The sequence below is a fragment of the Streptomyces sp. NPDC004732 genome, assembly GCF_040609235.1.
In the GTDB taxonomy this organism is placed as follows: domain Bacteria; phylum Actinomycetota; class Actinomycetes; order Streptomycetales; family Streptomycetaceae; genus Streptomyces.
In genome coordinates, this window is record NZ_JBEXJR010000006.1 from 126,356 (window position 1) to 143,808 (window position 17,453).

Below are 17,453 nucleotides of genomic sequence, written 5' to 3' on the forward strand. Positions count from 1 at the left end.
GCCGGGCTTGCCGGACGGCGGCTTGCCCGTGCCGTCGGCGGGACCGGAGACGCCGGCCTGGGCCGTGGTCGTGTCAGACACGGGAACGGATTGCCTTCCGGCGGACCTGTCGGGCTCTGCGGAACAGGGCGTACCCCTTGGTCAGGGTGCGGTCCTTGGCGAAGTTGCGGCCGATCGCGCGGCCCGCCACCAGCCGCTCGAACTCCTCGGCGCCGGTGGTGCGGCGCACGGTCACCCGCCGCAGTGCGTAAGGCCCCTGGGCGCGGCGGGCCAGGCCGTTGCCGACGGCGAGCGCCTGGCGGAAGCCCGTCTCGCGGACCCGCTCGCGCACCCGTCGGCTGGAGTAGCCGTAGGGGTACGCGAAGGACGCGGGCCGCGTGCCCAGCTGGTCGGCGACGATGTCGCGGCAGCGCCGCAGCTCGAACCGGAGCGCGTCGTCGGACAGCTGGTCGAGCTCGGGGTGCGTGTGGCTGTGCCCGCCGATCTCCGCGCCCGCGGCGGCGAGTTCGCGCACCTGGTCCCAGTCGAGCATGCGGTCGAGGGCGCCCCCGGTGTCGTACTCCCCGCGCAGCCAGCCGGTGGAGACGAACAGGGTCGACGCGAAGCCGTGCTTGGCGAGCACGGGCAGCGCGTACCGGTGGACGCCCTCATAGCCGTCGTCGAAGGTGATCAGGACGGGCCGCTCGGGCAGCGCCTTCTCCCGAGTCCGCCAGACGGCGGCCAGTTGGGCGGTCGTGAGCGGCGTGAACCCCTGCTCGCCGAGCACCTCCATCTGGCGCTCGAAGTCGTCGGGCGACACCGAGAGCCCCTGCGTCGCGGCGCTCGGCACGCGCGCCACCGAGTGGTACATCAGGATCGGCACGGATTCCGTGGTCATGCGGCAGCCCCCTCGCCACCCGCGCTCCTCGCGTCCACCGGAAGCACCGAGAACGCGGCGCCTCCCCTGCGCGCACGGACGGTGCCGAGTACGTACCCCCCGGCCGCGGTGAGCACTCCCGCCACGATGGCCCCCGCGCGGCCCGCGCCGCCCGGGCGGCCGAGCGCCGCGTCGCGCAGGCCGCGGCCGACCCCGGCGGGCAGCACGCGCGTGGTGTACCGCCGCTCGGACTCCAGGCCCTTCGAAGCGCCGACGCTCTGGGCGACGAGCGCCTTGGAGAGGCCTTCCGCGTACGTCCTGGTACGGAAGTAGCGGAACCGTTCCCGTGCGGCGGGCACCCGGTGGTGGATCACCGAGCGGTCGTCGATGAGCAGCACTGCGTCCGGCCGCGCGCGGGAGAGGCGGATGCAGAACTCCGTCTCCTCGCAGCCCAGCGGGCGTTTGTCGCCGTCCCGTCCGATGCCCGTGGCGAAGCCGCCCGCCGCGTCGAAGGCGGTGCGCCGGAACGAGGCGTTCCCCCCGAGGACGTTGCGCACCCGGACCCGGCCCCGGGGGAGCCCCTTGTACGTACAGCCGACGACCCAGTCGAACTCCTCGGGGAACCAGACAGGCCGCCGCCCCGACTCCCAGGCGGGCAGGGTGCGGCCGCCGACGGCAAGGACCCGTGGGTCCTCGAACCCCTCGGCGAAGTGCCGCAGCCAGTCCCGCTCGGCGACGGCGTCGTCGTCGAGGAACGCGATGATGCCGCCGCGGGCCGCGGCGATGCCGGTGTTGCGTCCGGCGGAGAGGCCGCGGGGGCCCGCGTTCGCGAGCACCCGCACGGCGGTGGTCCCGGTGGGCTCCTTGTACTCCCTGGCGAGCCGGTCCAGGAGCGTGGCGTTGTGGTCGACCACGAGGAGGGTTTCCAGGGCCGCCAGTGACTGCGCGCGCACCGAGGAGACCGCCGCGAGGATGTCCTCCCAGCGGTCCTCGGTGTACGCGCAGATGACGACGGAGATGTCCGGGCTCAAGACGCCTCTCCCTGCCCGGTGCGCAGGGGCAGCCCTCGCGCGCTCTTGCGCCGTGCCCCGCGCCTGGCGCGGTTGGAGCGCTCGGAGAGGATCACCTTCAGGACGCGGAAGCCGTCCCGGACGGCTCTCAGGTTGCTGGCGCCGTGGATCCGCAGGTACTCGTGGCTCGGGATCTCCTGGACCTTCAGCCCCGCCTTGACGACCCGGATGTTCATCAGGGTCTCGACCTCGAAGCCGGTGCAGTCGAGCTCGATCTTGTCGAGGCAGTGCCGCCAGAAGGCGTTGTAGCCGTAGCACAGGTCGGTGTAGCGGGCCCCGAACTTGGTGTTCACGACGGAGCACAGGACGTGGTTGCCGAGCTTGCGGATCGGCGTCATGTCGTCCGTGCCGCCGCCGTTGGCGAAACGGGAGCCCTTGGCGAAGTCCGCGCCCGAGACGAGGGCGGAGACGTAGGAGACGATCTCGTGGCCGTCGGCCGAGCCGTCGGCGTCGACCATCACGATGATGTCGCCCGTGCACGCGGCGAAGCCGGTGATCAGGGCGTCACCCTTGCCCTTGCCGAGCTGGCGGACGACCTTCACGTCCGGCCACAGGTCCCTGGCGACCGCCACCGTGTCGTCGGTGGAGTTGCCGTCCACGAGGACGACCTCATGGATCCAGTCGGGAAGTGTCTTGAAGACGTACGGAAGGTTCTCCGCTTCGTTCATCGCGGGTATGACCACACTCACCGGCGGCGTGATCGCCAAGTGAGTGGAGATCGGCCGGTAGTTCTTTGCGATCTCTTTCAGCGGGTCTTGTCCGGCATCTGCCGGGCGCACAGACGAACTCATGAGTCCGGTGGTCCCTCTCGTCCGGTGGACCGCCCGCCCCCGGGCGGTCCGGCAATTGATCCGGTTCGAAAGGGGGGTTCACACTTGAGCATGACGAAATAGATCTCCGTGCATGCCGAGTGAGCTGGCATAACGCGGGACGTGACTCGGTCGAAGAGCGGTCACCGAGCACGGCACCCCCCTACCGCGCCCCGCACCGGCACCATCGCGATCTTGAGCCCTCCCCTAGATCGCATTGCGTGATGGACCGTTGCGGGTGGATGTAAGACGGTATTGATGATTGAGACTGTATGGCAAGACCTGGAACGTGGTCCCACGTTTCACATGATTTGAGTAATCTATGCGGTCACATTCGGACTGCCTTATTCCCGGCTTCTAGATCGAATTCGACCCATGCTCTTGAGCATTTTGTCGGCAGGTTCGAAGAATTCCGGTCGTGATTGCACGGTGTTCCGTAACGCCCTGACCGGGATGCGCCTCGCCAGGTGTCCGAACGCCACCGGGTGGCGGAGCGCCACCCACCCCTCCGACACGGTGAGTTCGCGTGTCTTGAGGGAGTCCTTGTATGCCTTCTGGCCACGTCCGAGATCGAGCTGGACGATGCCGTCGGCCGCGGCGGCCTCGGCCATGCGCAGATGCAGGACCAGACCGGGCGAGTACTTCGCGAACGCCGGGTCGTACGCGGGGAACCAGCAGGCGAGGATCCGCTCGGAGCGCAGTCCGAAGTGCGCGGCGATCGGCGCGTCCCCGGCGTAGAGGACCGAGAGGATCCCGGCGAACGAGTCGGTGCGGGTGTGGAAGAGCCGCCGCACCAGGTGCGCGATCCACGCATGTGCGAAGCGGTCGCTGCGGCCCGTCCTGCGGTACTGCGCGGACTTCCAGCCCATCAGGGTGGCGAGAACCTTGGGGTCGCGCTCGTCGTGGACGTAGCGGACCGGCCCGTGGTCGCGGCCGAGTCTGCGCTCCTTGGCCAGTGTGGTCCGGGTGAACTTCGGTGCCTGCGCCCGGAGTTGGCCGAGATAGGCCTCATAGCCCTGGTCGATGTCCATGACGGGGGACGGGAAGGTGCCGGAGGCGCTGGCCTCGAACGGTGTCTGTCCGTCCACCAGGTGGTCGAACTCCCACACCGAGAGACCACAGGCCCGCAGTAGCTCCCGCGCGTCCCAGTCGAAGCCCGGCCGGTGGACGAGGCCCTGGCAGTCCGAGACGCCGAGTCCGACGGCCCTGCCGACTCCGGCGACGGACCTCTGGAAGGGCAGGAACGCGGCCTGCTCGCGCTCTTCGCGCACGACGGCGATCCGCACCCCGCGCCGCTCGTGACCGATCGCCAGTGCGAACTCGGGGGAGAGGAAGGGGTTGGCGAGCGAGGGCGAGCCGTCGAGGTGCGCCTTGGACTGCAGCGCGGTCCACGCCGCCCGGTCGGCCGCGGTGAGTTCGCCGGGACGGTGCACGGTGATGTTCACGTCAGGAGGTCCACCTTCTCGCCGCTCGGCGGCGAAGCTGCCGTCCCGCTGTGAGCAGGAGGATGAGCGCGCTGAGTACGGCGACCGCCACGACACCGCCGCGCACCGACCACACGTGCAGCGCCAGCATGCTCTGCGCGACGAGCAGATTGACCGCGAGGGCCCCGGATGCGGAAGCCACGGCCCGGCCCCACGGCGTGAGGGTGCGCAGCGCGGCGCCGATCGCGGCGCCCGGCGCGGCGAGCAGGAAGAACAGGGTGAACGGGCCGCGCAGCGGTGAGCTCAGATCGATCAGCGCGAGCATCGCGCCGACGGCGCCCACGGCGACGGCCGCCCCGGCGAGCAGCGGCAACAGGTCCTTCTCAGGGGCCTGTCCGGTCTGTTGCCCCGTGTCTGATGACGGTGCCTTGCTCCAGATGGTCTGCATTGGCGACTTTGCCCCCCGACGCGCCGGATGCCGGGCTTCAATGTCGCGCAGTCCCCGGCGGCCCGTCAAGATGCGGAGAGCGTGTGCAGATGTTCCCCGCCACACCCCTCCGGGAGGTGAACTCCCCACGTGGGAAAGGGGATTGTTGACGAATTCATTGACATGAACACTATCGGCGGGCGGGGGTGCGTGCTACCACGGTCGAGGCAGAAATCCTGCTAAGGGAGGTTCCATGAAATTGTCCCGAATCACGGCATACATGTCCTCGCTCCTCCTTGCGTCCGCCTTCGCGCTCACCGGCGCCGCGGCGGCTCACGCAGACCAGTCGGCCGCGCAATCGGCCGCAGCCACCGGCTACGTGGCCCTCGGCGACTCCTACTCCTCGGGCGTCGGCTCCGGCAGCTACGACAGCGGCAGCGGCGACTGCAAGCGCAGCACCCGCGCCTACCCCGCTCTGTGGGCGGCCGCGCATTCACCCTCCAGCTTCAACTTCACGGCTTGCTCGGGCGCTCGTACGGGTGATGTTCTGGCGAAGCAGCTGGGCCCGCTCGGCAGCGGCACCGGGCTCGTCTCGATCTCCATCGGCGGCAACGACGCGGGCTTCGCCGACGTCATGACCACCTGCGTGCTGCAGTCCGAGAGCAACTGCATCGCCCGCATCAACCAGGCCCGCCAGTACGTCGACTCCACGCTCCCCGGCAACCTCGACAAGGTCTACGACGCGATCAGCGCAAAGGCACCTTCCGCCCGTGTGGTGGTGCTCGGCTACCCCCGCTTCTACAAGCTGGGCGGCAGCTGCCTCGCCGGACTCTCCGAGCGTGAGCGGACCGCCATCAACGACGCATCCGACTACCTCAACACGGCCACCGCCAAGCGGGCCGCCGACCACGGCTTCGCGTACGGCAACGTCGCGTCCGCCTTCGCCGGGCACGAGATCTGCTCGGGCAGCCCCTGGCTGCACAGCGTGAACTGGACCAACATCGGCGAGTCCTACCACCCCACCGCCGCCGGTCAGTCCGGTGGCTACCTCCCGGTGTTCACCGCGGCGGCCTGACCCCCGCCCGCCTCGGCTACCCGTTCGGTGCATAGGAGGAGGCCCCGCCCGTCGGGGTCTCCTGCTTGCACGCCACCGTGTACGCGACCGAGTTCGACGTCGCCGCCACGGGCTTGCGCACCTCGACGTGGATCGAGTTCTGATACGTCCCGCCGCCCTGGTCGTAGGCCGTCTCCACGTGATTGACCTGGCGGGTCTTGCCGCCGCCGGAGGAGAAGGACAGCGTCTTCCAGCCGGGGTCGCCCGGCTCGCCCGACGCCGTGACCCAGCGGTATTCGACGGTGGCGGGCACCCGCCCCACCGTGAACGTCGCCGTGAACGACGGTGCCTGACCGGCCGTCGGCGGACACACTCCCTCGTACTGCGTGTAGGCGCCCACGACGTGCACCTTCACGCTCTGGGCGGGCGGCTTGGTGGTGCCTCCGCCGCTGTTCCCCCCGCTGCCGCCGTTGCCTCCACTGCCGCCGCCGGTGGAGCCTCCGTTGTCCTTCCCGTCCGTGGAACCGGACGAGCCGTCGGAGCCGCCGGACCCGTTGCCCGAACCCCCCGACGAACTGCCGCCCCCGTCCTTGCCGCCGGACGAGCCGTTCGATCCGCTGGACCCCGAACCGCTGCTGTTGCTGTCGCCGCCCTTGCCGTCGTCGCCCCGGCCGACCAGGGCGTACGTGACCCCGCCCACGGCGAGCAGCAGCGCGACGATCCCCGCCACCAGGGCGATCACCGCACGGCGGTCCCGGCGCGGCTCGACCGTCGAGGTGCCGACGACGGTCGCGGGTCCGGACGGCGGGGGAAGGGGGAGGGCGCCGGGCGGTGTCGGCTCGGAAGGCGGCCGCCCGGCCGTGGTCGTCGGCATGTAGGGCAGCGCCGTGGTGGCGCTCGGGGTGCCGCCCGCCGCCACGGTCCGCAGATCGCGCTCTGCGTCGGCGGCGGACATCCGCTCGTCCGGATCCTTGCGCAGCAGTCCCTCGATGACCGGCGTGAGCGGCCCGGCGGCCCTGGCGGGCGGCAGCTCCTCGTCCACCACCGCGCGCAGGGTGCTCAGCGGAGTGTCCTGGCGGAACGGCGAGCTGCCCTCCACCGCGGCGTACAGCAGCACGCCGAGCGACCACAGGTCGGACGCGGGACCCGGCCGATGCCCCAACGCCCGCTCCGGGGCGAGGAATTCGGGCGACCCGACCACCTCGCCGGTCATCGTCAGCGCCGAACTCCCCTCGACCAGCGCGATTCCGAAGTCCGTCAGGACGACGCGGCCGTCGTTCGCGATCAGTACGTTGCCCGGCTTGACGTCTCGGTGCAGGACCCCGGCGTCGTGGGCGGCGCGCAGGGCGCCGAGGATCTCGGCGCCGATGCGGGCGGTCCGCTGCGGGGTCAGGGCCCCCTCCGCCGCCAGCACGTCGGACAGGGAGAGGCCGCGGACCAGTTCCATGACGATCCAGGGGCGGCCGCTCTCGCTCGCGACGTCGTAGACCGTGACGACGTTGCGGTGCGGGATGCGGGCGGCGGCCCACGCCTCCCGTTCGAGCCTGGCGTAGAGCCGCTCGACCTCGATCGCGGGGAGCCCGGCGGGGGCGCGCACTTCCTTGACGGCCACCTCGCGGCCGAGCACCTCGTCACGGGCCCGCCACACGGTGCCCATGCCGCCTTCGCCCAACGGGGCCAGCAGGCGGTACCGCCCGGCGATCACGCGCTCTGGCTGGCTCACGGGGCGCCCCCATCCGCAGCGGTGCGATTCTCCACAAAAGTAGCTCAACCGAGCGCTGTTGCGGCCCCTTTGAACACCAATCCACACCCGAGAGCGAGAACCACGCAGGCCGAACCGAGCGGCAGGAACCGTCCGGTGCCCCGGCGCACCCACTCCGGCCCCAGCCGCCGCCCCGCGAACGACCCCACGCGCACGACGAGGAACCCGGCGGCCGTCAGCGTGGCGGCGAGCCCCGCCCCGTACGCCACCACGAGCAGCAGCCCGAACCACGCCTCGCCGAGCGCGGCGGCGCCGACCAGCACCACGACGGCGGAGGGACTGGGCACCAGACCACCGGCGAAACCGAGGAAGAGCGCGCCGCGCAGGTTGCTCCCGTGGGAGTGGTGGTGCCCGTGTGCAGGTCCGTGCGTGTGACCGTGATCGTGAGTGTGCGCGTGCCCGTGATTGTGCGAGTGCCCGTGATCGTGCGTGTGCCCGTGACCTGCCATGCGCCGTCGCAGCCACGCCCTGCGGATGAGCAGCACGCCCGCGCCCGTGACGAGCAGCCCGCTCACCACGCCGAGCCAGGCGACCACCGCAGGGCCCGCGGCGGAGCCCCCGCTCACCAGCAGGCCGAGGGCGAGCACGCCCAAGGTGTGGGTGACCGTCACCGACGCGGCGAGCGGCAGCACGTCGCGTACGGAAGCACGGCCGCGGGCGGCCGCGGTGGCGGCCATCAGCGTCTTGCCGTGTCCGGGGGCGAGCGCGTGCAGGGCGCCCAGGAGCAGGGCGGTGCCGAGGGCCAGCGCCGCGAAGGCTGGGGTGAGGGGATGGCGGCCGACGAGGCCGGTGAGGGACTGCGCCCACCGGTCGGCGCCACGAGGCAGCACGGAAGCCACCCCGTCCTCGTCCGCGGGGCGGTCGTCCGTGAGGGCGGGGCCGCCCGGCGTGATCCGCAGCGTCGCGGACGCGGTGTCCGGCGGGTCGGAGAGGAGCCGCTTCGGGTATTGGGTGAGCCGCTGCGACACGGACTTCTCCGGCACGTCGGAGCGGGCGAGGGTCATCCGGTCGCCGCGGGCGGTGATCTCCCGCCAGCCGGTGCGGTCCTGCACGCTGCCGCGGAACTCGACGGTCACGCCGTCCTTCCGGGGCAGGGGAGCGGTGAAGGAGCACTCCACGCGGAGGGTGTCGAGCCCCGCCTGGCCCGGCCCGACCCGGGCCCGCGCGGTGCCCACGGTCAGTTCGGCGGACCGTCCCGCCACGGTGACGCGGGCGTCGTCGGCGGCGTCCCGGCAGCGCTGCCGGGCCCAGCGGGTGCGGCCCTCCTCGCGGATGCGGGGGGCGGCCTGGGCGGCGGGGATCTCGGCGAGGTCCTCCACGTGGTCGACCGTCAGCCGCCCCGGCCCGGCGACGAGTCCGTCGTACCGGCTGATGGTGAAGTTGCCGAGGGGATGGGCGTGCGCGGTGCCGCCGAGGGCGCCCAGTGCGATGACCACGGCCAGCACCACGCCGCCCCAGATCCCCCGTGGCCCCCAGCGCCTCACGAGGCATCACCCCCGAGCGACCGCAGCGCTTCCCGCGCCTCGCGCGAACCCACCGGCGAGAAGCCGGGGTTCAGCCGCAGGGCGGACGTCAGCGACTTCCGCGCCGCCTTCTTGTCGCCCACGGCCCGTTCGATCATGCCGCGGTGGAAGAGGAACGCCGCCTCCCGGAAACCCGTGGCCGTGGCACGCCGCGCGTAAGGCAGCGCCTCCTCGTCCTGCCCGTTCACATGCAGGGCCCACCCGAGCGCGTCCGCCGTGTGGACGGTCCTGCGCCGCTCCCACTCGGCACGAGCCGCCCGCAGCGCGACCTTCTTGTCCCCGTGGTCGGCGGAGGCGAGCGCCGTGTCCAGATCGGGGTCGACCCCGTTCGCACGGGCCAGCTCGGCCCACACGTCCACGAGGCGGTACTGCTCACGGGCCCGCGCCTGGTCGCCCCGCGCCTCGTACAGTTCGCCGAGCGCGAGCACAGGACCCGGCAGCGGCTGCCGTCCGACGACGTCGCGCAGCCCGGCGATCGCCGCGGCGGTCCTGCCCCGCGCGGCCTGCGCGCGGGCCCGGCACTCCAGGGCGGGGAGGTAGGTGGCGTCCGCCCGCAGCGCGGCCCCGCAGTGGCGCAGCGCGGACTTGTAGTCGCCCTGCCGCCAGGCCAGTTGGCCGAGCGCGGTCGCCACGTACGCGATGTCGCCGGGCACGGTCGAATCGTCGAGCGCCCGCTCCAGGACGCGCCGCGCGGTCGCGGTGTCGCCGCGCAGCTCCCGTACGTACGCGTACCGCGTGAAGACGGGGACGCCGGGCCGCCGCGCGTCCGCCTCGTCGGCCGCGCGCGCCGCCGCGTCGTAGCGCCCGAGTTCGACGAGGGCGTCGATGCGGCTGGCCAGCGCCCGTTCGCTGTACGGGTTCTCGGCGAGGGCGTCCGTGGCGTACCGCAGGGCGGCGCGGAAGTCGTGCCGGGCGGCGGCGACGGCGGCGCGCCCCGCGAGCGCCGCGTCGTAGCCGGGGCGCAGCTCCAGCGAGCGGTCGAGGGCGCGGTCGGCGGCGCGGTAGAGGGCGGGGTCGCCGCGGGTGCGGGCCTGCTCGACGTAGGCCGTGCCGAGCGTGGCCCAGGACGTGAAGTCCTTCGGCCGGTCGCGCAGCCTGGTCCGGAGCGCTTCCACGCCCCGGTCCAGGTCGCCGCCGCGCAGACCGTCGAGCGGCGCGGCGGGCCCGACGGCGACGGGCGCCGACCGCCCCGCCGCCCGGTCGCCGTCGCCGCCGCTGATGACGACGGCACCCGAGGTGAGCACGAGGGCGAGCGCGACGACGGCCACGGCGCTTCGTACGGAGGTGCGTGCCATGAACAAGACCAATCGTTCGAGAATCCGAGAATCCGAGAAGGAGAACGGAGAAGAGGGGGAGGCGCGGCCCGCAGGGGGATACGTGCGGACCGCGCCCGTTCGGGAGGGACGTGGGAGACCCGCGTCCGTTCCGGAGGGTGGCTCAGGAGACCCTGCCGACCCCCCGCCTCCGCGCCCGCCACCACGCGAGCCCGAGCCCGACCAGCAGCACACCCCCGGCCGCGGCCGCCGCGGAGGCGATCAGCACCGAGTCGTCGGCCCCGTCGGACGACGAGGAGGCCGGGACCGGGGCCCCGCCCCCGACGCGCGCCGAGGTGTTGTCGCCGCCGCCCTTGGCCGCCGGCGCGTGCGTCGGCGACGTGGGCAGTGCCACGTAGGGGAAGGTCCCGCCGAACGCCTGGTCGTTCTTGTCGACCGCGTCGCCCAAGTCGTTCTTGTTGCCCACGAGTTCACCCGCCACGGCCTGCAGTTCGATGTCGACGACGTCATCGGCGAGCCGCCGCCCGTTCGGGAAGCCCGCGTTGTCGCCGTCGAGGACACCGAGCCGCTTGGGGTCGGCCGTCGGCTTGATGGAGGTGTTGAGGCGCAGGGTCTCCGCCGGACGCACATTGGGCGGCTGGTTGAGGTCCTTCACCCCGGTCAGGAAGACGGAGACCAGGTCCTTCCTGGGCTCGGCGGGCGCCTTGATGCCGTAGACCTTCTCCAGGAGCTTCGGCAGCTCGGGCTTCTGCACGTACGGCGCGAAGTCCGCGTCGTTCCACGGCGCGGACGCGTTGAACTTGTCCTTGTCGCGCAGCGGCACCACGAGCTCGTTGACCAGCGGGTTGCCGAGCCGGGAGACCTGGGTCCAGTCGCCCTTGGCGTTCTTGCGCTGGGTCGTCGACCAGACACCGACCGTCGGCTGCTTCTCCGACTGGCGTATGTCGGCGCTCGGGACCTGCAACGCGACGGTGTTCACGTTGTAGCCCTTGAGGGTGTCGTTGCCGACCTGAGAGAGGTCGCCGCCGTACAGCGAGTCGAAGACCTGCAGATCCAGGAAGAAGGGATCGTCGGCCTGCCCGACGTACGACGTGCCGCCCGCGACCTTCCGCACGGCTTGGGCGCGCAGCTTCTTGTAGTCGGGCATCGAGGCGTCGCCCACGCGTGACGGCGCGACCGGCAGATTGTTGGCGATCTTCTTGGTGGAGACGACCTTCTGGTCCTTCAGCTTCAGCAGGTCGATGTCGTACGTCTGGTTGAAGTTGAGGTCGGGGTCGTCGAGGGCGGTGACCTGACCGGTGTTGTACAGGAAGGTGTTGCCGTTCCTGACCTTGCTGTTGAACGTCCACCGGTAGAGCAGATCGCCCTGCGAGTCGCCGTCGCTGTCGATGTGGATGTCGTACTGGGCGTCTTCGGGGAACGGGTAGAAGTTGGGCCCGCCCGCGGGCTCCTCGAACGGGGTCCAGTTCGCCACGAGTGTCGTGGTGTCCGGCTTGTCGGGGCTGACGAACGCGTACACGTCCGTGTTGTCGTACTGCGGCTGGCCCGAGATCAGCGGGGCCTCCCGGTGACTGGAGGCCTGCGCGGATCCCGGTGCCAGCGCACTCACCCCGGCGGCTGCGAGCCCCCCGGCGGCGAGTGCGCCGCAGACCAGCGCGGCGAGGCCGCGCCGCCCCGTCCGCCTCCTGGCATGTGCTGTCATCGCATCCGTCCTTGAGCGTCTGATGAACCCGGCCCGGCCAGGACCGCCGACCGGCTGGTCGCTGACTGGCTGGCACAGGCCGACTGACACAGGCCATTCGGGGCGGGCACCCGGGCAGATTGGCCCGGGTTTCAACCGACGCCCGCCCCTGTCCGCCCCCGGGCTCCGCCGCGTCTCCCATCCGCCGGTACTCCCAGGCCGAATCCCCGACGGCCGCACGAGCGGCCGGGAGACGTCGGGGGACGGGGGAGCCGATGGAAGCGGACGAGTTGCTGCCGCTGATTGCGAAGGGGGACCGGCAGGCGTTCGAGGAGCTGTACGGCCTGGTGTCGGGGCAGGTCTTCGGGCTCGTGCGCAGAGTGCTGCGCGACCGCGCGCAGTCCGAGGAAGTGACCCAGGAGGTGCTCATCGAGCTGTGGCGCGGCGCTCCCCGGTTCGATCCGGCCCGCGGCCGTGCCCTGCCGTGGATCCTCACGCTCGCGCACCGCAGGGCGGTGGACCGGGTCCGCAGCGTGCGTGCGGCGGCCGACCGCGAGGCGCGTGCGGCACGGCGCGGCGAGGGCCCCGCCTTCGACCACGTCGCGGAGGAGGTCGAGGCGCGTCTGGAGCGCGAGTGGGTACGCGGCTGCCTGGCGAGCCTCACCGACCTGCAGCGCCAGGCGGTCGTGCTCGCCTACTACGACGGCTACACCTATCGGGAGGTGGCCCGTCAGCTGTCCGTGCCCCTCGGCACGGTCAAGACGCGCATGCGCGACGGGATGCTTCGGCTGAGGGAGTGCCTGGAGGCCGCCTTCGAGGACCCCGCGCCGAGGAGCCGGACATGACGGAATGCGGGCCCGGCAGCTCACGGCCGATGCCGTACGCCTGGCGTGCGCGGCCTCCGCCCCGGCGCCGCCCGCCGTGCGGGAACAGGTGCGGGCTGCCGTACGCCGAACGCCCCGAAGCGCACCGGCAGGGGTGCGGGCCCGAGCCGGTCACTGCCCCTCGTCTCCGCCGCCTCCACCGTGGCACAGGAGAGGGAAACCGCACGTGAGATAGCCCACGTCCGGCCCGCACCGGTCGCGCGGGGGGCGGGCTGCAGCCGCCCGCCCACGGGGCGATCGGCCTCCGTCCGACCCACTGTCAGGGCGTTTGTCCAACTCGCCCTGGAATCAGTTGGATTCGGAGAGTAATCGTCAACCTCCTTGCGGGGTAGGTGAATCCTGTGACCGGGATACACGCGTGTACCGATGGGGCGATAGGGTTAACCTGCCCTGGGCCGGGTGCCCTCGTACGGGTGGGGAGTGACATGGAACAGATAACAGTGCGCAGCAGGGCGCGTGTCCCTGCGATCACTTGTGGCAGCAGCGCGAGCAGCTCGCGTCTCGACCGTCACCTCTCGGTGCTGGGCGGCCCCGCCGTCCCGCAGCGCGAGGCGCACGAGGCGACGCTGCTGATGCGTGAGCTGACCTCACGTGACGCCGCGCACGCCCGCAGCAGCAGAGGTGCACGAGTGAGCCGTGTCTCGCTCTTCGCGCCGCTGCGCCGGTTGCGGCGTTCGCTGTTCGGCGGACGCTGACCGCGGGTGGTCCCCGGGACTGAACCGCCGCTCCGCGGCGGATCTTTCCCCCCACTCCGCTCCGCTCCGTAGTCATCCATCACCCCGCACACAACACCCGTGCCGTGTGCACCTGTTGACACCGCAAAGATTCAGCCAAACCGCAGCGACCGCTGGGCCGATATGCCCAAACTCCCCCGGTCGGTGCGGTTTTGCTGTAGTTGGAGCGGGAAGGTCCGGCGGCCTCTACTGCGTGCCGCGCGCGTACCGGCGTACGGCCAGCGGGACGCAGACCGCGAGCAGCGCCAGCGACCAGAGGACGGCCCCCGCCACGGGATGTGCGACCGGCCAGGCGGCGTCCGCCGGGACGGGAGCGTTGCCGCACAGGTCGCGCACCGCCGTCGCCACCGCGCTGATCGGATTCCACTCGGCGACGAAGCGCACCCAGGACGGCAGCCCGTCGGTCGGGATGTAGGCGTTCGAGAGCAGCGGCAGCATGAACGTCGCGCCGCCCAGCTGGCCCGCCGCCTCCTCGCTCTGCGAGGCGAGCCCGAGCAGGATCCCGATCCAGGTGGTCGCGGACCGGAAGAGCATCAGCAGCCCGAACGCGCCCGCCGCGGCGAACGGCCCGCCCTCGATCCGCCACCCCATGGCGAGCCCCACGAGCACCAGCGGCACGAGCCCCACCGCGGTGGTCACCAGATCGGCGAGCGCCTGCCCGAGCGGCACGGCCGCCCTGCTCATCGGCAGCGTCCGCAGCCGGTCCATCACGCCCCGGTGGGTGTCCTGGGCGGCGGTGAACATGCCGGTCATGATGCCGTTGGCGGCGGTCGCGACGAGCATCCCCGGCACGAGGTAGGCGCGGTAGTCGGAGCCGGACATCGCGAGGGCGCTGCCGAAGACGTATCCGAAGAAGAGCAGGAAGACGATGGGCATCGTCTGGGTCATGATCAGGATCGCGGGCGCGTGCCGGGTGCGCTGCAGGTGTCGGCCGAGCATGGCAGTGCCGTCGTGAAGGATGGCGCTCATGGGGGAGATCTCCGGGGGTCGGGGGAGGGCGTGAGGGGGTGCCGGGGTCACGGGACGAGGCGCAGGAAGACGTCGTCCAGTGAGGGGCGGCGCAGGCTCGCGTCGACGACGGGAACCCCCGCCGCGTCCAGTTCGCGCACGATCCGGGGCAGTGTGAGCGCGGGGTCGAGGGCGACGACCCCCGCGGTGCGGGACTCCGCGTCGAGCACGGGTTCTGCCCCCGTCAGCCGGTCGAGGACCGCCGCCGCGCCGGGCAGCGCCGCGCCCTCCGCGACGACGACCTCCGCGTAACTCCCCAGCTGCGCCTTCAGCTCCGCGGGCGTGCCGCGGTGCGCCGCGCGGCCGCCGTCGATCAGCACGATGTCGTCGGCCAGCTGATCGGCCTCCTCCAGGTACTGGGTCGTGAGGAGCACCGTCGTGCCCTCCCCGGCCAGCTTCCGCACGGCCTCCCAGATGTCGTTCCTGCTGTGCGGGTCGAGGCCGGTCGTGGGCTCGTCGAGGAAGAGCACGGCGGGCCGGACGATCAGGCCCGCCGCGAGGTCGAGGCGGCGCCGCATGCCGCCCGAGTAGGTGCGGGCGGGCCGCTCCGCCGCCTCGACCAGCCCGAACCGCTCCAGGAGCTCATCGGCGCGCCCGCGCGGCGCCCGCAGCAGCCGGGCGAAGAGCCGCAGGTTCTCGCGGCCCGTCAGATCGCCGTCGACCGACGCGTACTGGCCGACGACGCCGATCCGCCGCCGGACCCCCGCCGGATCCCGCACCACGTCGTGCCCCGCGACCCGGGCGGTCCCGGCGTCCGGGGTCTGCAGGGTCGTGAGCACCCGCACCGCGGTGGTCTTGCCCGCGCCGTTGGGGCCGAGGAGTCCGCAGACGGTGCCCTCGGGGATGGCCAGGTCCAGGCCGCGCAGGGCGCTGACGGCGGTGTCGCCGGAGCCGAAGCGCTTCTCCAGACCTTCACTAAGTACAGCGTACGTAGAAGTCATGTGCCGCACGGTACCTCACTACGTACGCTGTACGTAACTAACATGGGGGGCGAGGTGATGATCAATGGCGGGCCGAGCGGCCACTCCCGAAGTGATCTGGGCGCGCCCCGAGCGTGCGGGCCGCGGCCCCAAGCCCGCGTACAGCAGGGCCGACATCGCGGCGGCGGCCGTCCGCATCGCCGACGCGGACGGCATCGACGCGGTCTCCATGCGGCGGGTGGCGGGCGAGCTGGGCTGCGGCACGATGTCGCTGTACAACTACGTGCCGCGCAAGGAGGACCTGTACGAGCTGATGGTCGACGCGGTCAGCGGTGAGTACGAGCTGGCCGAGGCGGCGGTGGGCGGCGACTGGTACGCCGGGATGCTCCGCATCGGACGGCAGAGCCGGGCGATCCTGCACCGGCACCCGTGGATGGTGCGCGTGATGTCGACGGTCTACGGCCTCAGCCCGAACGCCCTGCGGTACCTGGAGCACTGCCTCGGCGTCCTGGAGGGCCTCGACGTGCCCTACGGCACCAAGATGGAGCTCATCGCCGTGGTCAACGGCACGGCGATGACGTCCGTGGCCAACGAGATCGCCGTCGCCGAGCGCACCAGGGGTCTGCCCTGGTCACCGGAGCAGGAGCAGGAGGTCCGGTCCGCCTATCTGGCCGGGCAGTTGGCGGACGGGGCGTATCCGCGGCTCGCGGGGATGCTGGCGCAGGCGCCGCCGCCCGGTGACGCCGAGGAGAGCTTCGAGCGGGCGCTGCGCAGGCTCCTCGACTCGTTCCGTCCGGAGCCCTAGGGTCCCAGGGCCCTAGAGCAGGGCGAACTGTCCGTCGGGGCCCTCTTCGTGGTGGTCGAGGACGGACGCGGGCCGCCGCGCGGTGTCGGGCACGGGCAGGACGCCCGCGCCGCGCAGCTCGTCCCCGGTGATCCCTGGGCCGAGTGAACCGGTCAACTCCTGCTGGGCGGGCGCAAGTTCCGCCAGCAGGGCGAGCACGGTGATCAGTTCGAGGAGTTCGGACGTCCACGCCCGGGGCCACATGCCGGGCCGGACAGCCGCCAGCGTCCCCGCCTCGGCCGCCTCCGTGCGCAGCGCGAACCAGCGCTCGACGACGCGCACACCGCTCACCTCGTACTCCCACGCCTCCCGCGGCACCGGCGAGATGACGCCCTCGTCGCCGACCAGAAGGACCTCGTCCTCGGTGTCGTACGACAGGGCGGCGGGCCGTGCGGGCAGCGGCGCCCGGACGTAGGGCCTGCGGCCGCCGGGCAGCTTCGGCCGCTCGCCGTTGCCGCGCAGCTGCAGCCAGAGCAGCCGCCGCCCGAGCTCCACGCCCCGCGCCCAGACACCGGCGTCGCGGGTGAGCGGCACCCGGCAGCCCGCCGCGGAGCCGGTGCCGGTCGCGAGCACCCACGCCAGTAGATCGCGCGCGGCGACCTCGCGGCCGAGCACGTCCGACAGATGCGCGAGCAGCCCCGGCGCCACGTTCGGCTCCTGGCCCCCGGGGCGCCGGAACAGCGGCCGGATCCGCCCCGGCCGCCCCGCCGGGGAGCGGCCGTCCGGCAGCACCCCCGACGCGAGGACGGCGGGGCCCGCGGCCTCGGGAACGTACCCCTGCTCGACGGCGAAGAGCTGCCCCTCGCCCGCCACCCGCCACAGCTCGGGTCGTGCGACGTCGAGGAGGCGGTGGTCGGGGATCAGCCACTGCTCGTCGAAGGGGCCGTGCAGGACGCGCACGGGCTCGGGGCAGGGTCCTGTCTCCCTGGCCAGGCGGCCCGTTCCGCCGCCGTGGCCGGGCAGCTGGGTCACGGCGGTGTGCAGGGTGCGGGCGCGCGTGGGGCGGAAGAGGGTTTCGCGGTCCGGGCCCCGGGAGCGGACGAAGGTGTCCCAACGGGCCTTCAGGGATGCGGCGTCAGGGCCCATCGGCCACCCGCGGCCCGGCCGGAGCGGTGCGACGGACCACGGCATGAGGTCCGCGAGCAGCGGCGCTTCGTCGTGCGTCACGCCCGGCATCGTACGA

General features: G+C 72.4%; 15 protein-coding genes and 1 pseudogene. 4 read left to right on the forward strand and 12 right to left on the reverse strand.

Annotated features, from left to right (window positions below; all coding sequences use genetic code 11):
* Positions 1-73 precede the first annotated feature (73 nt).
* The 5 genes from ABZV77_RS19230 to ABZV77_RS19250 form a co-directional block, all read right to left on the reverse strand.
* Positions 74-877, reverse strand: a complete 804-nt coding sequence (locus ABZV77_RS19230) for a polysaccharide deacetylase family protein (RefSeq protein WP_356257962.1) — start codon at positions 875-877, stop codon at positions 74-76.
* Positions 874-1,887 carry a glycosyltransferase family 2 protein gene (locus ABZV77_RS19235; RefSeq protein WP_356257965.1) on the reverse strand — a complete coding sequence of 338 codons (1,014 nt, stop codon included), beginning with the start codon at positions 1,885-1,887 and terminating at the stop codon, positions 874-876. Before ABZV77_RS19235 ends, ABZV77_RS19230 begins: the two co-directional genes overlap by 4 nt.
* On the reverse strand, positions 1,884-2,717 hold the full coding sequence (locus tag ABZV77_RS19240; RefSeq protein WP_356257968.1) for a glycosyltransferase family 2 protein: 834 nt from the start codon (positions 2,715-2,717) through the stop codon (positions 1,884-1,886). The genes ABZV77_RS19235 and ABZV77_RS19240 overlap by 4 nt, the downstream gene beginning before the upstream one ends.
* Before the next feature lie 362 nt (positions 2,718-3,079).
* Positions 3,080-4,180 (reverse strand): GNAT family N-acetyltransferase, encoded by a 1,101-nt coding sequence (locus ABZV77_RS19245; RefSeq protein WP_356257971.1) that lies wholly within the window; start codon positions 4,178-4,180, stop codon positions 3,080-3,082.
* Between the two features lies 1 nt (position 4,181).
* Positions 4,182-4,607, reverse strand: a complete 426-nt coding sequence (locus ABZV77_RS19250; RefSeq protein WP_356257972.1) for a hypothetical protein — start codon at positions 4,605-4,607, stop codon at positions 4,182-4,184.
* 232 nt (positions 4,608-4,839) lie between these two features.
* Between ABZV77_RS19250 and ABZV77_RS19255 the strand changes: the two genes are divergently transcribed.
* Positions 4,840-5,661, forward strand: coding sequence for an SGNH/GDSL hydrolase family protein (locus tag ABZV77_RS19255; protein ID WP_356257975.1), 822 nt, complete (start codon positions 4,840-4,842; stop codon positions 5,659-5,661).
* Between the two features lie 16 nt (positions 5,662-5,677).
* Here the strand turns inward: ABZV77_RS19255 and ABZV77_RS19260 are convergent, their stop codons facing one another.
* The 4 genes from ABZV77_RS19260 to ABZV77_RS19275 form a co-directional block, all read right to left on the reverse strand.
* A complete protein-coding gene (locus ABZV77_RS19260) occupies positions 5,678-7,297 on the reverse strand; it encodes a serine/threonine-protein kinase (RefSeq protein WP_356258981.1) in 1,620 nt (539 codons plus the stop codon).
* Between the two features lie 110 nt (positions 7,298-7,407).
* A complete protein-coding gene (locus ABZV77_RS19265; RefSeq protein ID WP_356257977.1) occupies positions 7,408-8,838 on the reverse strand; it encodes a nickel transporter in 1,431 nt (476 codons plus the stop codon).
* A gap of 44 nt (positions 8,839-8,882) precedes the next feature.
* Positions 8,883-10,220: a tetratricopeptide repeat protein gene (locus ABZV77_RS19270; RefSeq protein WP_356257980.1), complete on the reverse strand. Its 1,338-nt coding sequence runs from the start codon at positions 10,218-10,220 to the stop codon at positions 8,883-8,885.
* Positions 10,221-10,362: 142 nt separating this feature from the next.
* Complete coding sequence (locus ABZV77_RS19275; RefSeq protein WP_356257983.1) at positions 10,363-11,901, reverse strand: DUF4331 domain-containing protein; 1,539 nt, start codon at positions 11,899-11,901, stop codon at positions 10,363-10,365.
* A 245-nt stretch (positions 11,902-12,146) separates the two neighbouring features.
* Between ABZV77_RS19275 and sigK the strand changes: the two are divergent.
* A pseudogene (sigK, locus tag ABZV77_RS19280) lies at positions 12,147-12,725 on the forward strand (ECF RNA polymerase sigma factor SigK); the annotation flags it as partial.
* A gap of 464 nt (positions 12,726-13,189) precedes the next feature.
* Positions 13,190-13,459 (forward strand): hypothetical protein, encoded by a 270-nt coding sequence (locus ABZV77_RS19285; RefSeq protein ID WP_150166078.1) that lies wholly within the window; start codon positions 13,190-13,192, stop codon positions 13,457-13,459.
* A gap of 225 nt (positions 13,460-13,684) precedes the next feature.
* On the opposite strand, the gene ABZV77_RS19290 is transcribed toward ABZV77_RS19285, so the two are convergent.
* A complete protein-coding gene (locus ABZV77_RS19290; RefSeq protein ID WP_356257986.1) occupies positions 13,685-14,467 on the reverse strand; it encodes an ABC transporter permease in 783 nt (260 codons plus the stop codon).
* A 47-nt stretch (positions 14,468-14,514) separates the two neighbouring features.
* Positions 14,515-15,447, reverse strand: coding sequence for an ATP-binding cassette domain-containing protein (locus ABZV77_RS19295; protein ID WP_356257989.1), 933 nt, complete (start codon positions 15,445-15,447; stop codon positions 14,515-14,517).
* 64 nt (positions 15,448-15,511) lie between these two features.
* On the opposite strand from ABZV77_RS19295, the gene ABZV77_RS19300 reads away from it, so the two are divergent.
* Positions 15,512-16,231, forward strand: coding sequence for a TetR/AcrR family transcriptional regulator C-terminal domain-containing protein (locus ABZV77_RS19300; RefSeq protein ID WP_356257992.1), 720 nt, complete (start codon positions 15,512-15,514; stop codon positions 16,229-16,231).
* Between the two features lie 12 nt (positions 16,232-16,243).
* Here ABZV77_RS19300 and ABZV77_RS19305 read toward each other — a convergent pair whose 3' ends face one another.
* Complete coding sequence (locus ABZV77_RS19305; RefSeq protein WP_356257995.1) at positions 16,244-17,446, reverse strand: type ISP restriction/modification enzyme; 1,203 nt, start codon at positions 17,444-17,446, stop codon at positions 16,244-16,246.
* Between the last annotated feature and the right edge of the window lie 7 nt (positions 17,447-17,453).

Bases quoted from the DNA above. Each gene is read 5' to 3' on its own strand.
- ABZV77_RS19260 (WP_356258981.1), bottom strand. From the start codon at position 7,297: ATGGGCACCGTGTGGCGGGCCCGTGACGAGGTGCTCGGCCGCGAGGTG.
- ABZV77_RS19295 (WP_356257989.1), bottom strand. From the start codon at position 15,447: ATGACTTCTACGTACGCTGTACTTAGTGAAGGTCTGGAGAAGCGCTTC.
- ABZV77_RS19285 (WP_150166078.1), top strand. From the start codon at position 13,190: ATGGAACAGATAACAGTGCGCAGCAGGGCGCGTGTCCCTGCGATCACT.
- ABZV77_RS19305 (WP_356257995.1), bottom strand. From the start codon at position 17,446: ATGCCGGGCGTGACGCACGACGAAGCGCCGCTGCTCGCGGACCTCATG.
- ABZV77_RS19300 (WP_356257992.1), top strand. From the start codon at position 15,512: ATGGCGGGCCGAGCGGCCACTCCCGAAGTGATCTGGGCGCGCCCCGAG.
- ABZV77_RS19250 (WP_356257972.1), bottom strand. From the start codon at position 4,607: ATGCAGACCATCTGGAGCAAGGCACCGTCATCAGACACGGGGCAACAG.
- ABZV77_RS19230 (WP_356257962.1), bottom strand. From the start codon at position 877: ATGACCACGGAATCCGTGCCGATCCTGATGTACCACTCGGTGGCGCGC.
- ABZV77_RS19270 (WP_356257980.1), bottom strand. From the start codon at position 10,220: ATGGCACGCACCTCCGTACGAAGCGCCGTGGCCGTCGTCGCGCTCGCC.
- ABZV77_RS19275 (WP_356257983.1), bottom strand. From the start codon at position 11,901: ATGACAGCACATGCCAGGAGGCGGACGGGGCGGCGCGGCCTCGCCGCG.
- ABZV77_RS19240 (WP_356257968.1), bottom strand. From the start codon at position 2,717: ATGAGTTCGTCTGTGCGCCCGGCAGATGCCGGACAAGACCCGCTGAAA.
- ABZV77_RS19255 (WP_356257975.1), top strand. From the start codon at position 4,840: ATGAAATTGTCCCGAATCACGGCATACATGTCCTCGCTCCTCCTTGCG.
- ABZV77_RS19290 (WP_356257986.1), bottom strand. From the start codon at position 14,467: ATGAGCGCCATCCTTCACGACGGCACTGCCATGCTCGGCCGACACCTG.